Source organism: Thermosynechococcus sp. M3746_W2019_013, assembly GCF_015296045.1.
GTDB lineage: Bacteria > Cyanobacteriota > Cyanobacteriia > Thermosynechococcales > Thermosynechococcaceae > Thermosynechococcus.
In genome coordinates, this window is sequence record NZ_DVDW01000034.1 from 1 (window position 1) to 14,899 (window position 14,899).

Consider the following 14,899-nt stretch of genomic DNA (forward strand, 5'->3'; position numbering starts at 1 on the left):
GGGGGGTGCTGGGGCGGGGGTAGGCGAAGCATTTAAGTCTGCTAAGACCTCTGCCGCCGATTGGTAGCGATCGCTCGGCGCCGGCTGCAACATGCGGTCTAGAATGTGCTGGAGCTGCTGACTGACAGAGGGAACATAGGAGTGCCAATTCCAGCGGTTGTTATAGGCATCAAATAGCTCTTCGGGGTCTTTGCCCGTTAGCAGCACAATACAAGTGACCGCCAAAGCATACAGGTCTGAGTTAGGAAAGACCCGTTCACCCCGTATCTGTTCTGGAGGCGCATAGTGAGCTGTATAAATACCGGTACTGCGGCTTTGGATAGACGTTTGGGAAACTTGTTTCACCGCCCCAAAATCCAGCAAGTAGAGCCGCCCTTGACCGGGAAACTTGGTTTTACTGGGGTGCTGGCGCATGATATTCGAGAGCTTGATATCGCGGTGAATAGAGCCGCGCTCATGGACATATTGCAGGACAGGCAGCAGCTCCCGCAGCACTTGTCGTACCTGCTCTTCGCTAAAGCAGCCCTGCTGCGCCAACTCGTCTTCTAGGGTTTCACCATCAATAAACTCCTGAACCAAGTAAAAGTAGCTTTCTTCACCGGAGCCGTTAAAGCTGGGGACTTCCTCGCGAAAAAACGCCAGTAAATCAGGAATTTGAGCATGTTGACCCAGTTCTTCGAGAACTTTTGCCTCCCGCTCAAAGAGTTCTTGAGCCTTTTGCAAGCTGTGGGGGTCTGAGACGTTGGGCAAAAATTGTTTAATAACACAGTATCGCCACCCTGGCGTATCCAAGTCCCGTGCTAAGTAGGCAGCCCCAAAGCCCCCCCGCCCCAAAACCCGCTCTGCCACATACCGACCCCGCAAAATGAGGGGCATGCCACAGGTGATGCAAAATCGGTCACGAATGCGACTGTAGCTCTGGTTAGGTTGATCCAATTCGGGAAGAGCATTTTGCGGACGCGGGCAATGGGGACGAGTACAATAAGCCAACATGGACCTGCTGATGCAAGGTTTCCTCTATAATACTGCCCCCAGAATATCTGCCACCCTTGCACAGGGCAAGACTTTTTAGGAATAGTAACCTCTTGACAAGCTGATGGTCGGACTCGAACCGACGACCTACTGATTACAAGTCAGTTGCTCTACCAACTGAGCTACACCAGCACTATTTCTAGCATACTACGTCTTAGCAACGTCTTAGCAACAGTGGGGAACCTTACCTATCAATCTTTTTTGGGCATTGCGCAGTCCCAGCGCCGAAAAGATTCAAGGCCAAGGCGGCCTGCTAAGGGGATGCCAAGTTGAAGATCGCAGCAATCGGGCTTGAGTTGTTAATGATTCATTGCAAACCCCAGCAGCCATCGGCAACGCCTAGAAAATGATCTAAGTTTTGATTAGCTTGCTGTGGCAGTTGCACCACCGTGATTATCCTGCACCTGTTGGACGCTTGGAAACGCACTCCGGTTAGAACCTGGCGTTTTCCCATAAAAACAACCATCCGCATTGGTCGCGCTGCAGACAATGATGTGATTCTCAACGATATTCTCGTTAGCCGCTATCACGCGGAACTCTCTTGCTACCGGGATCCAGAGAATCTCGATCGTTGGTTTCTCAAAAGTTTGGGGGCGATCGGTACGTTTGTCGATGGTCGCCTTGTTGATGAGAGCAAACTTGCCAGTGGCAGCCTCATCCAGCTAGGACCCACAGGCCCAATTCTGGAATTCCATGAGCAAACCTTTCGCCGCAGTGCCCCCACCCTTGGTGAGTGTACCCATGCCGGTAATATGCCCGGGAATCTGTTTTGCATTCACTGCGGTCAACCCCTCAATGTGCAGCACACCGTACGCAACTATCACATCCTGCGCCTTTTAGGCCAAGGCGGGATTGGCAGGACCTACTTGGCCTGTGAAGCTCACCCCCCTGGGGAATGGACTGGCAAGGTTCCAGAGGTGCGGGTTCTCAAGGAACTGCGGTCTGAGATGGCGGATAATGAGAAGGCACAGGAACTTTTTGAGCGGGAAGCTCGTATCCTGCAACTCCTTGACCATGCAGGGATTCCCCGCTTCTATGATTTTTTTGTGGAAGATGGGAAAAGCTATTTGGTCATGGAACTCATTCATGGCATTGACCTAGAGCGCTGGGTACTGCGCAATGGCCCGGTGCTGATTCCTCAGGCGGTGCAGTGGATGATTCAAACCTGTGGTGTCTTAGACTACTTGCACAATCAGGATCCACCAGTGATTCACCGTGACTTGAAACCTAGTAACCTGTTGGTGCGATCGCGGGATAACCAAATTGTTTTGATTGACTTTGGGGCGGTCAAAGAACTGGGGCATTCCCCCAGCCGCGTTGCTGTGGAGGGCTACAGCGCCCCGGAACAGATGATGGGCAAACCCACCATTCAGTCCGATCTGTTTGCAGTGGGCGCAACCTTAGCTTTTCTACTTTTGGGAGATAATCCAATTCGCTTCTATCATCACTGTCAGGGCTACCATCGGCTTGATGTATCGGATCGCCCAGAAATTCCCGATCCTTTGAAGGAGGTGATCCACCGCGCCACCGCACCTTTGATATCTGAGCGCTATCCTTCTGCTATTGCTTTGGCCAAAGCGCTTAGGCGGACCCTGGCAGAACTCTCCCAAGAATGGTCCAAAGTTTGATGCTCCAGTTTGAACGAGTTGTAGGTTTCTATGATTTACCTGCCTGTTACTGCCCTACTTTTTGTGCTGCTGATCCTGTCGCTGCCGTTTCTGTGGCTGGCGATCGCCTTCGATGCCGTACAGGTGGCCGTTGCCAAGTTGGGCTTTTCACCGACTGCCGCCTCGGTCTTACTGCTGATGGTGATTCTCGGCAGTACAATTAACATTCCCCTCTACGAGCGGGTCTCTACGGTGGCGATTGTTCCCGATTTTGAAGAACTCTGGTTAAGTCGGTTTTGGGGAATTCCCCTGCGCAAAATTCAGCAAAAAACTATTGTGGCGCTGAATGTGGGCGGTGGCCTAATCCCCACACTGCTGGCACTCTATCAATTTACCCGTGTGAGTCCCTTAGCGATTCTTTTGGTGACCTTGATCGTGGCTGTGGTGAGCTACTATTCTGCCCAAGTGGTACCTGGTATTGGGATTCAAATGAATGCCTTGGTTGCCCCCCTAACAGCAGCAATGACGGCCATTTTGATTTCTGGGGGCATAGCGGCGGCACCTATTGCCTTTGCCGGGGGCGTGCTGGGAACGCTCATTGGTGCCGATTTACTACACCTGCGGGAAATTGAGCGCATGTCGGCGGGGGTGCTCAGTATTGGTGGTGCGGGTGTCTTTGATGGCATTGCCTTATGTGGGTTATTTGCACTGCTATTGACTTAGGCATACCCGCAGTAAGAATAACCATGATAAAGTGCTGGATGAAGTGCTAAAACCTCTGAGAAAAAATCTATGGGTCTGCTGGCTGGCTATCAATTTGTCAAAGATTTAGAATCCGCTGGGGCATTGGCACTCTTTGTTCCCCCAGAGGGCGGTTTTGAGGGTCGCTATCAACGGCGACTGCGTTCCAAGGGCTATACCACTTTGCCCATGAGCGCACCGGGCTTGGGGGATTTAGCAGCCTACCTGACCCAAGAGCACGGAATTCGTCCGGCTCACACGGGCAAAGAAGACATTCGCGTTTATTTTCAGCCGCCCTTAGTGACGTACCATTTGCAAAACCTACCCCCCAATGCTAAGGGACTGGTGCTCTGGCTGATTGATGGTAAGCGGCTCTCAAGGCAAGAATTTGCCTACTTGGCACAGTTGACCCAAACCCTACCGAAGTTCAAAGTGGTAGTGGAAGTGGGGGGCGATCGCGTTGTGCGCTGGGAACCCCTTGCGGATTGGGTTGCTGCTGCCTAGGGTCTAACACTTCTGCGTCAATCCACAAACTGCCTACTTGCCCCTTGACAGTCTTCCTTCAACCCTGAAGGATATAGGCCAGAGGGGCTTAGTCTCCCTGTATCAGAAATAACCATTGGGAAAGGGACGATGACTTCAAATTCCGACATCTCAGGGAAAAAACTTGCCGCTGGCATCTGTGGTATCCTCTTGGGTACCCTTGGCATTCACAAATTTGTCCTTGGTTACAATACCGAGGGCTTGATCATGTTGCTGGTGAGCTTGTTGACCTGCGGCTTGGCCGCCCCTGTCATGGGTATTATTGGCTTAATTGAGGGAATTATGTACCTCAGCAAAAGTGACCAGGAGTTTTACAATACCTACATCGCTGCCAAAAAGGGCTGGTTCTAAGGTCTAGGATTTATTCCATCCGGGGAGATGGCGGCAATTGCTGGCCTGCTAGAATAACAGGCGCACACTCAAGTTTAAAGCTTTAAGTTCAGGAAGTTAACCACAGGATTTCTTTGGCCTATCCATTGCAGCCCAGCGGTGACCTACGAACCCCTGCATCACAAATACCGCCCCCAACGCTTTGCAGATCTGGTGGGTCAGGGGGCGATCGCCACCACCCTCACCCAGGCTTTGCTCAAGGAGCGCATTGCACCCGCCTATCTCTTTTGCGGTCCCCGTGGCACAGGCAAAACCTCTAGTGCCCGTATTTTGGCAAAGTCCCTCAACTGCCTGAAGAGTCGGAAACCAACTCCTGACCCCTGTGGCCAGTGCGAAGTCTGTCGGCAGGTCGCTAATGGCACCAGTTTGGATGTCATTGAAATTGATGCAGCCAGCCACACTGGGGTGGACAATATCCGCGAACTGATTGAGAAGGCACAATTTGCCCCAGTGCAGTGTCGCTACAAGGTTTATGTGATTGACGAATGTCACATGCTGAGTGTGTCGGCCTTCAATGCCCTCCTCAAAACCCTAGAGGAGCCGCCGCCCCATGTGGTCTTCATCCTAGCGACAACGGATCCACAGCGAGTGCTGCCCACCATTATTTCCCGCTGCCAGCGCTTTGATTTTCGGCGGATTCCCCTAGGGGAGATGGTTGCCCACCTTCAGGACATTGCTGATAAAGAGCAAATTGAGATTGCGCCTGAAGCCTTGACCCTTGTGGCCCAATTAGCCCAAGGGGGACTGCGGGATGCTGAAAGCTTGCTGGATCAGTTGAGCTTATATCCTGAACGGATCACGGTAGAACACGTATGGCAACTGGTCGGAGCGGTGCCAGAACAAGATCTGCGGCAATTGTTGGGGGCGATCGCCCGTCGGGATGCAGTGGCAGTTCTCGAGCAGACCCGCCAATTACTGGAGCGGGGTCGCGATCCGCTGACAATTCTGCAAAATCTGGCCAGCCTCTATCGTGATTTGCTCTTGGCAAAAACTGTCCCTCAACGGCAGGACTTGGTAGCCCTCACCGCAGAAACTTGGCAGGCCTTGATTGCCCTTGCTGAGGCATGGTCAGTTGAGGAGATTCTACACGCCCAACAACACCTGCGCACCTGTGAAAGCCAAATCAAACAGAGCAATCAACCCCGCCTCTGGCTGGAAATTAGCATTTTAGGACTGATGACGGAGAGGGTTCCCCAACCGCCCCCAGCTGCGGTAATGCCTGCTGCCAGTCCACAACCAACCACTGGGGCACCCCCTAGGATTAAACCCGAAGTTGCTGTTGCCGCCAAGCCCGCAGAACCCCTCCCTCAGAACTCGGAATTGTCAGTTAAACACCTGCAAATTAAAGAAACCGCTGCTGCGGCACCTGAACCAGCGGCATCTCCTGAACCCGTAGCCAATCCCGAACAGGTGTGGCAACAGGCACTACAGGTCTTGCAGCAGATGCAAATGAGTACCTATGCGCTGCTTTCACAACATGGCCACCTACGGCACTTGGACGATCGCGAGGTACAGATTGGTATTGTCAACCAAACCCTGTTAAATCTGACGAAAAATAACCAAGCCAAAATTGAAGCTGCCTTTTCCCAAGTTTTAGGCCGCCGCACCAAAGTCGTCCTTGAGGTTGCGCCGCTGCCCCACAAAACCACACCTGCACCAAAAGCTAAGGAGCCGCCGCAATCCTCTGTCGTCATCCCCCTGCAGCCAAGAGAAGCTCCACCCCCCCCTGAAGAACCAACCCCTATTCCACCCCCACCACCTCTCACCACTGCTGCCGATCCTGTGCGTGAATCTGCCGAAAAACTGGCACGATTCTTTAACGGTGTGGTTATTCGCCTACCCGATGAGGGCGAAAGTCCAGACACCCCAATTGCTGAAGCCTCTGAAGAGGAGGAGCTGGAGTTTTAAGGCCTCTGAGGGTCTAGTTTTCGGCCCCGCATATTATATTCCCAGAAGATTCCCAGAAGTCGTGCTCAACCCCTCGAAGCATACCGGCTCTTCGAACGCTTGTTACCAGGCCAGAAAGCATCCAAGGAAGGAGCGTAGCCATGCCTCGGATTCACGCTAATGCCCGAACCACACCTCGGATTCGCCGTGAGGCCCAACAAGCGCCAGCTTCGGTAAGTCACCGCGAGCTTGCCAGACGCTACGGTATCCACCGCCATACGGTCGCGAAATGACGAAAGCGCGGGAGTGTCGCAGACAAGCGCACCCGCCCTCATCGCTTGAACACTATGCTTACTGCAGCGCAAGAGCTCGTGATCGTTGAGGTGCGTAAGTTCCTTTGGCTGCCCCTTGATGACCTGCTGGTTCTTGCCTGAACCTTCCTCAACTCCAACCTTAGCTGCTCGGCGCTAGATCCCCTAGATCCCTGTCTGCGCTGCCACAGGGTCTCGAACCTGCGCGCACTGCAAAAGAAGCCGGCAAGCGCAGAAGGGGGGACAAAACGACCACGCGGCAGTTCAAAGACGACGAGCCAGGGTTCATTCACATCGACTCAAGTACCTGCCGCAATGTCTGAAGAGGAGAGGCGCCCTGACCTCTGCGTCGCAATTGACTGGGCAACGCGTTGGCTCTATCTGGCAATCCACGAGGATAAGAACGCTGAATCTGCCACGCACTTTTTTGCGCACGTGCTTGCCAACACCCCCTTTGTGGTACATACTCTTCTTACAGATACCGGCAAGGAGTTCACCGATCGCTTCTGCACCACGGGCGATCGCCAACCCACCGGACGCCATCTGTTCGATCAGCTCTGTGCGAACAAGAGAATTGAGTATCGGCTCATCCAACCTCGCCACCCGCCAACCAATGGCATCGTCGAGCGCCTCAACGGTCGCATTGCCGAGATTCTGGGCGCTGAGCGTTTGTCTCCGCCGCTGATCTGCAAGAGACGCTCACAGGCTACCTTTGGACGCACAATCACCGAATTCCCCAACGCGCTTGGGACCACATGACACCCATCGAGAAACTCTGAACATGGCCAATGGAGCGACCAGAGTTGTTGTTTCAAAGGTAGGTCATGTCCCGGGTCTTGACCTGCGCTGCAGCGAGCGCGGATGGATGCAGGCTGCAACGGTTCTATTGATGAGGCAATTCGCAATTATTGTGCTGCGTAATGTCTCATTATTTATTGGAATAGCTATAATGAGCACAACTGACTGACCGCGAGCATTTGCTCGCGGAACAACTTATTGAGGGAACTCTTTACAGGAAATGAGACTAATGACCCCCAAAAAACTAACCCAAGCGGAGGCTCACCTTGCCTTCGGGCGCAACTGGCTGGAAGATCACAGAGGTTGAAGTGCGTGAGACGGAAGCGGGGCTTTTGTAGCTTCTGGGTGGAGAGGGGCTTGATGGCAAGCGCTTTCTCAATATCGGAGGTGGTTCAGATCTGCACAATCTCGCGGCCCTTCGACTTGGGGCGCGGGAGGTGGTGGCGGTGAACAGCAACGCCGATTCGGTGGCAACCACCCATGCTGTGCTTTCTCATTTTGTGTCCGGCGGCGCTTACCGCATCAAGCAAGAAAGTATCTTCAAGCTCGCACCCACCAAATGGGGAACTTTCGATGTGGTTTATTCCTGGGGGACTGCACCACACCGGCGAGCTCGACCGCGCTTTGGCTTGTGCCGCGCGGATGGTGACACCCGAGGGTCTCCTTGTGTTGGCACTTTATCGGCGCATCTGGATGGAGCTGTTCTGGCGTTGGGAAAACAGTTGGGAAAACAATTGTACTGGTACGCGCAGGCTTCTCCTGCGGCTCAGGCTCAGATGCGATGGGTGTATGTGACCCTTTTGCGCCTTGGCCTTCGGTTAACTGGCCGGCGGTTTGCAGACTATGTGACCCCCTATCGTGGTAATCGCGCAATGAATTACTACCACGACGTCCATGATTGACTGGGTGGCTGGCCCTATGAGTCCATCAGGCCCGATGAAGTGTCTGCCCGAATGATCGGGCTAACTTTACACCAGTTCCGATTTTCGCACGCTAGGGAAGGTTTTCGGATATTGTCGGTTCGGGATGCAATGACTACGTCTATAGACTCTATAAACAATTGGTGCAGAGCTGAGCTATGTGCGGTTTAACTGGTTTCTGGCAGTTTGGCGGTTGCCCTGGTGATGATGCTCGCGCCACTGTGCAACGCATGGCCGATACTCTCATCCACCGCGGGCCGGATGATGCGGGAGTATGGGTAGATGCAGAAGTGGGCATTGCACTGGGTCACCGTCGGCTCGCTATCCTCGATCTATCTCCTGCTGGCCACCAGCCCATGGTGTCGGCCTCTGGACGGTACGTGATCGTCTTCAACGGCGAGATCTACAACTATCTCGAGTTGCGCGAAAAGCTTACCAAAGTCAACCCTACCGGGATGGTTCCCCCATGGCGCGGCCATTCCGATACGGAGACATTGCTCGCGGCATTTGAAGCTTGGGGTATTGAAAAGACCCTCGAGCGCGTCGTGGGGATGTTCGCCATCGCCCTCTGGGATCGGAAAAGGCGTATGCTCACACTGGCGCGCGATCGCATGGGTGAAAAACCGCTCTACTATGGCTGGGTGCACGGCACACTAGTATTTGGCTCCGAGCTCAAGGCATTGCGGGCATATCCAGGGTTTGACAATGCTATCGAGCGCCAGGCGCTAGCGCTTTTCATGCGGTACGACTACATACCCGCACCGTGGAGCATCTACGAAAACATTTGGAAGCTGCCCCCGGGTTGCTTTGTGCAGTTTGGGGAGCAGTCCCTCAGCCCCGGCGCCTCTCCTGCCGGGAAAGGGGAGATCAAAGCCTATTGGTCGGTGCGCGAGGTGGCAGAGGCGGGGTTCAGAGAGCCGCTTGCGTGTACGGAAGCGGAGGCCGCCCGGGAACTCGAACGCCTGCTCAGGCAAGCCATCGCTGGGCAAATGGTGGCCGATGTGCCCCTGGGGGCGTTTTTGTCGGGCGGGGTGGATTCTTCCACCGTGGTGGCGCTGATGCAGGCGCAATCTGCGCGGCCGGTGCAGACCTTCACCATCGGTTTTCACGAGGGCGACTACAATGAGGCCGAGCACGCCAAGGCCGTGGCGCGGCATCTGGGCACGGCGCATACCGATCTCTATGTGACACCGGACGACGCGATGGCGGTCATTCCCCGGCTGCCCGCGCTCTACGACGAGCCCTTCGCCGATTCGTCCCAGATTCCTACCTTTCTGGTAGCTGGGCTCGCGCGCCGGCAGGTGACGGTGAGCCTCTCGGGCGATGGCGGCGACGAACTCTTTGGGGGGTACACCCGCTATTTCTGGACGCGCGCGCTGTGGAAGCGGCTGGGTGTGGTACCCATGCCGCTGCGCCGGGCGTTGGCGGCAGCTTTGACCGGGCCCTCACCCGCCGCGTGGAATCGCGTGTTTCGGTTGCTGGGCCCGCTGCTGCCGCGCCGGCTTAGGGTAAAGCTCGCCGGCGACAAGATGCACAAGCTCGCCGAGTTGCTGGCGCTCGATTCCCTGGAGGCGGTGTATTGCTATCTGGTCTCCCACTGGCAGCATCCGGCGGAGGAGTTGGTCATCGGTTGCACGGAGCCCGAGACGATTCTTTCCCGCCGCGATGCGTGGCCGGCGAGCCTGGCCCAGGGCCAGCGGCCCTTCGAGGAAGTGATGATGTTCCTCGATCAGCTCAGCTATCTGCCGGATGACATTCTGGTCAAGGTGGATCGCGCGGCGATGGGGGTGAGCCTGGAAACCCGCGTGCCGCTCCTGGATCACCGCGTGGTGGAATTTACTTGGCGGCTGCCCTATCACTTCAAGATTAGGGAGGGGCAGTCCAAGTGGCTGCTGCGCCAGGTGCTCTACCAATACGTGCCCAAGGAATTGATCGAGCGACCTAAGATGGGGTTCGGCGTGCCGCTGGATCAATGGCTGCGCGGCCCGCTGCGGGAGTGGGCGGAGGATCTGCTGTCGGAAGCGCGCCTCAAGCGCAAAGCTTTTCTCAATCCAGAGCTAGTGCGGCAAAAGTGGCAGGAGCATCTTTTGGGTCGGCGGAACTGGGCATACCATTTGTGGAATGTGTTGATGTGGGAGGCGTGGCTGGCTGCCTAGAATGCCAAGATTTCTCTTCTTGGTAATTGAAGGATCACTTTCATAGGGACGGCTGGATTCTGACTGCAATCACAAAAAGGCTCGCGATCGCCCCCCAGAATCAGCAGCTGCAGGTCATTCCTATTGGGAGGATGGCAAAGCAGGTCTGGGCAGATAACGAGTAACTTGTGACCATAGAAGCTGTAGCTGCTCCCCTAGGCGATCGGGACCGATACCAAAAAAGATTTGCAATAGGAAGACAACCAGGGCAATTTTAATCGCCGTACCGAGAGTGACCTTGAGCACAGTGATGAGCCAGCGGAGCACAAACCAGCTGATGACGATCGCCCCCACGGTGATCAGAAGTTCAGTTCCTGTCATCGCCGCACCAGAATGCTTTGGCCATGGGTATCGGTGCCACAGGTCTCTAGGAGTTGATGCTCTGCCGCCAAGGCATGCACCAAGGCCGTTGTTTCTGGCGTGGATTCCCAGGGATCGGGGTTGCTGTAGCAATAGTAGGTCTCCACACCATCAATTCCCCGTGTCACCGCAGCAGGAATCAGTTGTTCCGCAGGCAGCCGATAGCGTGCCGGGTGCGCCAAAATCGCCAAGCCACCCGCCTCATGGAGAACCGCAATCACCCGTTCCGCCTGGGCCCATTCTCCTTCGGGGGCGCTGCCCATGGCATAGCGATGCAGGATTGGGGCATGGGGGTCAAAGCCATAGCCCAGGATGTGCACTTCCGTGTCAAGCAGTTGGGCGGTAATTTCAATACCGGTGTAAACTTTGGGACGATCCGTCCCTGGATAGGCTTCGACGTATGTCCGAGCCTGAAAATAGCCCTCTAAAGCATGGTGATCGGTAATGGCAAAGCCCTTGAGACCGTGGATCATTGCCTGTTGCGCCACTTGCTGCGGTGTCAGTTGTCCATCGGAGCAGATGGTGTGGAGATGAAAGTTATAGCGATAGGGACAACTGGTTGCCGTCAACGTCCGAAAGAGACCACGGAGAGTCTCAGCCTGCGTCACCATGAGTGCAGCAAGGGTCATAGGCATTACCAAATCTTACGCTGTTACCTTTTTAATATAAACTTTCTTTAAGAAACTAGGGATAAAAATTCCTAATAGGGCAATTTATGGGGTTGGATGACGTATGCTATGATACAAGTTGGCTCGGAATCATGCGATCGCAACGCCTAAACCTTGTCAGGTCCGGAAGGAAGCAGCAATACGGGATGCTTGCGATAGGCGTGATCTCCGGGTCACCCTCTGGAGAACTGCCAACGATTGATGCCCGCCACTGCCCTTAGCCTCCCCCTGGACGAGATTCGCTACGATGAACGGGGCTTAGTGCCAGCTATTGTCCAAGACTATTTGGACGGAACCGTCTTGATGCTGGCATGGATGAATCGGGAATCGCTACAGAAAACCCTTGAGACGGGTCGCACGTGGTTTTGGAGTCGATCGCGCCAAGAATTGTGGCCAAAGGGGGAAACCTCTGGCCATGTGCAGTGGGTAAAAAGTATCCGCTATGACTGCGATAGTGATGCTCTATTGCTCACTGTAGAACAGGTGGGGCACATTGCCTGCCACACAGGCGAGCGTAGTTGTTTTCACCGCCATGGAGCCAAGGGAGAATACATTGAGCCCCCTCCCGCCGATACCCTCTCACAGGTATATAGCATTGTTTGCCAGCGGCGGGATTTCCCGCAGTTGCAGTCCTACACGTCTAGCCTATTCACTGCCGGGGATAACAAAATTCTCAAGAAGCTGGGGGAAGAAACCGCAGAAGTGGTCATGGCCTGCAAAGACGATGATCCAGAGGCGATCGCCAGCGAGGTAGCAGACTTGTTTTACCACACCCTTGTTGCCTTGGCCTATCATCGGGTGTCTTTGCGGCAGGTCTATGAGCAGCTGCAGTTGCGGCGGCGCTAGGTGATCGCCTTTTGCCTTGTCAGCCCTGGCTGCCCGTGGCTAAAGTGCTAAGTACTGCTCACTGACTTAGGAATAACAATGGCAAAGCACGTGGTCGTCATTGGCGGCGGCATTGGTGGTCTGACGACAGCAGCCTTGTTGGCACGACGGGGCTACCGCGTCCAACTATTTGAACAGGCCGCCCAATTAGGGGGCTGTGCTTCAACCTTTCAGCGACGCGGCTTTACCTTTGATGTGGGTGCCACCCAAGTGGCGGGTCTAGAGCCGGGGGGGATCCATGCCCAGATTTTGGCTGAATTAGAGATGCCTCTGCCAGCAGCAACCCCCTGTGACCCCGCCTGTGCGGTGTATCTGCCGCAGGAAACAACGCCCATTAATGTTTGGCGCGATCGCGATCGCTGGCGACTAGAACGTCAACGCCACTTTCTGGGCAGTGAGCGATTTTGGCAAGGCCTTGAACAACTATTTGCCATTAGTTGGCGATTTCAGCAGCGGCAGCCAATTTTGCCCCCCCGCAATGGCTTTGATCTGTGGAAACTGGTGCAAGCCCTGCGTCCCGACACCCTCCTCACGGTGCCCTTTAGTCTGATGACGGTAACCGATTGGCTGAATCTCTGTGGTCTGGGGAGCGATCGCCGGCTGCGGCAATTTCTAGATCTCCAGCTCAAGCTCTACTCCCAAGTGGATGCCAGTGAAACGGCATTGCTCTATGGTGCCACCGCTCTCTGCCTTGCCCAGGAGCCCCACGGTCTTTACCATCTCCACGGCAGTATGCAGGTGCTCAGTGATTTGCTAGCCAATGCCCTGCGGCGAGATCGCGGCCAAATCTACACCCGTCATCGGGTGCATTACATTGAAGTCGAGGGAGGGCGTGCCGTCGCCGTACAGGTGGAAAACCTAAAAACAAAAACCTTGGAGCGCGTTGCCGCCGATCACATTGTGGCCAATGTCCCTGCCCAAAACCTGCCCCAGCTCCTTGGCGATGCCCTTCCCCCTGGCTATGCCCGCCGCTTAAAAAGGCTGCCGCCGGCCGCCGGTGCCTTCGTCCTCTATCTGGGAGTGAAGGAGTCCGCCATTCCGGAAGCGTGTCCACCGCACCTGCAATTTCTCTACGATCCTCAGGGGCCAATTGGCGAAAACAACTCCCTCTTTGTTTCTGTGAGTCAGCCCCAGGATGGCCGTGCTCCCGACGGCTATCGCACCCTGATTGCTTCTAGTTTTACCGAACCGAATTTCTGGCGGCAGCCCCACTTAGACTACGCCGCCACCAAGGCACAATATACCCAAACGGCTCTGGAACGCCTCGGGGAATTCTTTGATCTGCGGCCCGAGCACATTGTCCACTGCGAAGCAGCCACTCCCCGCACCTTCTGGCGCTACACGGCACGGATAGATGGCATTGTCGGTGGCATTAGTCAACGCCTGAGCACCTTTGGCCCCTTTGGCTTGGCAAGCCGCACCCCAATTCCCCACCTGTGGTTAGTGGGAGATTCTGTACATCCAGGGGAAGGCACTGCCGGCGTCAGCTACGGTGCCCGTGCCCTCGTCCAACAGGTGGTTGCCAGTGATACCAATTTTGGTAAAAATCACTATAATAGAGGAACACCGAGGCCAATCAATTGATGAGGAAACGGACACGCTGTGTTTGCCACCCTTGCTGCCCCCCACCCCCCCCTCCCCCTTGATCTGGTTGCCGCTATCCAAGACCGGAAGCGGGAACTGAATGCAGTCATTCTGGCGCACTACTACCAAGACCCGGCCATTCAAGATGTGGCCGATTATATTGGTGATTCCTTGGGGCTGTCACGGCAGGCGGCCAGTACCAATGCCGATGTCATTGTCTTTGCGGGGGTGCATTTCATGGCCGAAACCGCCAAGATCCTCAACCCCGATAAGTTGGTGCTGCTGCCCGATTTGGCGGCGGGCTGTTCTTTAGCAGACAGTTGCCCTGCAGACGCCTTTGCTGCTTTTAAGGCGCAGTATCCTGACCATTTGGTGATTTCCTACATCAACTGCTCTGCCGAAATTAAGGCCCTCAGTGACATCATCTGCACCAGTTCCAACGCAGTGAAAATTGTCCAGCAGTTGCCGGCGGATCAACCCTTGATTTTTGCCCCCGATCGCAACCTTGGCCGCTACGTGATGGCGCAAACGGGTCGGCAAATGGTGCTTTGGGAGGGCAGTTGTATTGTCCATGAAACCTTCTCAGAGCGACGTATCCTCGAACTCAAGGCTGCCTACCCCACCGCTCAGGTCATTGCCCACCCCGAATGCGAAGAGGCGGTGCTCCGCCATGCCAATTTCATTGGTTCAACAACCGCCCTGCTTAACTACACCCAAACAGAAGCTTGCGACACGTTTATTGTTGTCACCGAGCCGGGGATTCTCCACCAGATGCAGCGGCGCAACCCTCAGAAAACCTTTATTCCTGCACCGCCTCAGGATCAGACCTGCAATTGTAACGAGTGCCCCTTTATGCGTCTGAATACCCTAGAAAAGCTCTATTTGTGTATGCGCGATCGCCAGCCCCAAATTCAGCTGCCCGAGGACGTGCGCCTTGCTGCCCTCAAGCCCATCCAACGCATGCTGGAAATGTCCTAA

At 55.1% G+C, this 14,899-nt stretch carries 13 protein-coding genes, 1 tRNA gene, 1 other RNA gene and 1 pseudogene; 12 read left to right on the top strand and 4 right to left on the bottom strand.

Features of this window, described 5'->3' with window-relative positions; genetic code table 11:
* Both IGQ16_RS06335 and IGQ16_RS06340 read right to left on the bottom strand, forming a co-directional pair.
* Positions 1 to 993 (bottom strand): serine/threonine-protein kinase (locus tag IGQ16_RS06335; RefSeq protein ID WP_297060659.1); only part of this gene is annotated, 993 nt, incomplete at its 3' end.
* 98 nt (positions 994 to 1,091) lie between these two features.
* Positions 1,092 to 1,164: transfer RNA gene (locus IGQ16_RS06340), tRNA-Thr, on the bottom strand.
* 257 nt (positions 1,165 to 1,421) lie between these two features.
* On the opposite strand from IGQ16_RS06340, the gene IGQ16_RS06345 reads away from it, so the two are divergent.
* The 8 genes and pseudogenes from IGQ16_RS06345 (at position 1,422) to asnB (ending at position 10,385) form a co-directional block, all read left to right on the top strand.
* On the top strand, positions 1,422 to 2,660 hold the full coding sequence (locus IGQ16_RS06345; protein WP_024123972.1) for a protein kinase: 1,239 nt from the start codon (positions 1,422 to 1,424) through the stop codon (positions 2,658 to 2,660).
* A gap of 30 nt (positions 2,661 to 2,690) precedes the next feature.
* Entirely contained in the window at positions 2,691 to 3,362 is a 672-nt protein-coding gene (locus IGQ16_RS06350; RefSeq protein ID WP_024123973.1) for a DUF1614 domain-containing protein, read from the top strand.
* 69 nt (positions 3,363 to 3,431) lie between these two features.
* Entirely contained in the window at positions 3,432 to 3,884 is a 453-nt protein-coding gene (gene ndhN, locus IGQ16_RS06355; protein WP_024123974.1) for a photosynthetic/respiratory NAD(P)H-quinone oxidoreductase subunit N, read from the top strand.
* A gap of 129 nt (positions 3,885 to 4,013) precedes the next feature.
* Positions 4,014 to 4,274 (top strand): TM2 domain-containing protein, encoded by a 261-nt coding sequence (locus tag IGQ16_RS06360; protein WP_024123975.1) that lies wholly within the window; start codon positions 4,014 to 4,016, stop codon positions 4,272 to 4,274.
* 138 nt (positions 4,275 to 4,412) lie between these two features.
* The gene (locus tag IGQ16_RS06365; protein ID WP_297060662.1) at positions 4,413 to 6,221 is read left to right on the top strand and encodes a DNA polymerase III subunit gamma/tau; all 1,809 of its coding nucleotides are present in this window, start codon (positions 4,413 to 4,415) and stop codon (positions 6,219 to 6,221) included.
* 140 nt (positions 6,222 to 6,361) lie between these two features.
* Positions 6,362 to 7,478, top strand: a pseudogene (locus IGQ16_RS06370) (integrase core domain-containing protein).
* Between the two features lie 268 nt (positions 7,479 to 7,746).
* Positions 7,747 to 8,211 (top strand): hypothetical protein, encoded by a 465-nt coding sequence (locus IGQ16_RS06375; protein WP_297060663.1) that lies wholly within the window; start codon positions 7,747 to 7,749, stop codon positions 8,209 to 8,211.
* A 176-nt stretch (positions 8,212 to 8,387) separates the two neighbouring features.
* Positions 8,388 to 10,385, top strand: coding sequence for an asparagine synthase (glutamine-hydrolyzing) (asnB, locus tag IGQ16_RS06380; protein WP_297060665.1), 1,998 nt, complete (start codon positions 8,388 to 8,390; stop codon positions 10,383 to 10,385).
* Between the two features lie 120 nt (positions 10,386 to 10,505).
* Here asnB and IGQ16_RS06385 read toward each other — a convergent pair whose 3' ends face one another.
* Both IGQ16_RS06385 and IGQ16_RS06390 read right to left on the bottom strand, forming a co-directional pair.
* Positions 10,506 to 10,745 carry a hypothetical protein gene (locus IGQ16_RS06385; protein WP_024123978.1) on the bottom strand — a complete coding sequence of 80 codons (240 nt, stop codon included), beginning with the start codon at positions 10,743 to 10,745 and terminating at the stop codon, positions 10,506 to 10,508.
* Entirely contained in the window at positions 10,742 to 11,413 is a 672-nt protein-coding gene (locus IGQ16_RS06390; protein WP_024123979.1) for a PHP domain-containing protein, read from the bottom strand. Before IGQ16_RS06390 ends, IGQ16_RS06385 begins: the two co-directional genes overlap by 4 nt.
* Before the next feature lie 120 nt (positions 11,414 to 11,533).
* On the opposite strand from IGQ16_RS06390, the gene ffs reads away from it, so the two are divergent.
* From ffs to nadA, 4 genes are all read left to right on the top strand, one after another.
* An RNA gene (gene ffs, locus IGQ16_RS06395) (signal recognition particle sRNA small type) lies at positions 11,534 to 11,630 on the top strand.
* A gap of 23 nt (positions 11,631 to 11,653) precedes the next feature.
* Positions 11,654 to 12,298 (top strand): bifunctional phosphoribosyl-AMP cyclohydrolase/phosphoribosyl-ATP diphosphatase HisIE, encoded by a 645-nt coding sequence (gene hisIE / locus IGQ16_RS06400; RefSeq protein WP_024123980.1) that lies wholly within the window; start codon positions 11,654 to 11,656, stop codon positions 12,296 to 12,298.
* A gap of 78 nt (positions 12,299 to 12,376) precedes the next feature.
* Positions 12,377 to 13,921 (top strand): C-3',4' desaturase CrtD, encoded by a 1,545-nt coding sequence (gene crtD, locus IGQ16_RS06405; RefSeq protein WP_297041332.1) that lies wholly within the window; start codon positions 12,377 to 12,379, stop codon positions 13,919 to 13,921.
* Between the two features lie 18 nt (positions 13,922 to 13,939).
* The gene (nadA, locus tag IGQ16_RS06410; RefSeq protein ID WP_297041334.1) at positions 13,940 to 14,899 is read left to right on the top strand and encodes a quinolinate synthase NadA; all 960 of its coding nucleotides are present in this window, start codon (positions 13,940 to 13,942) and stop codon (positions 14,897 to 14,899) included.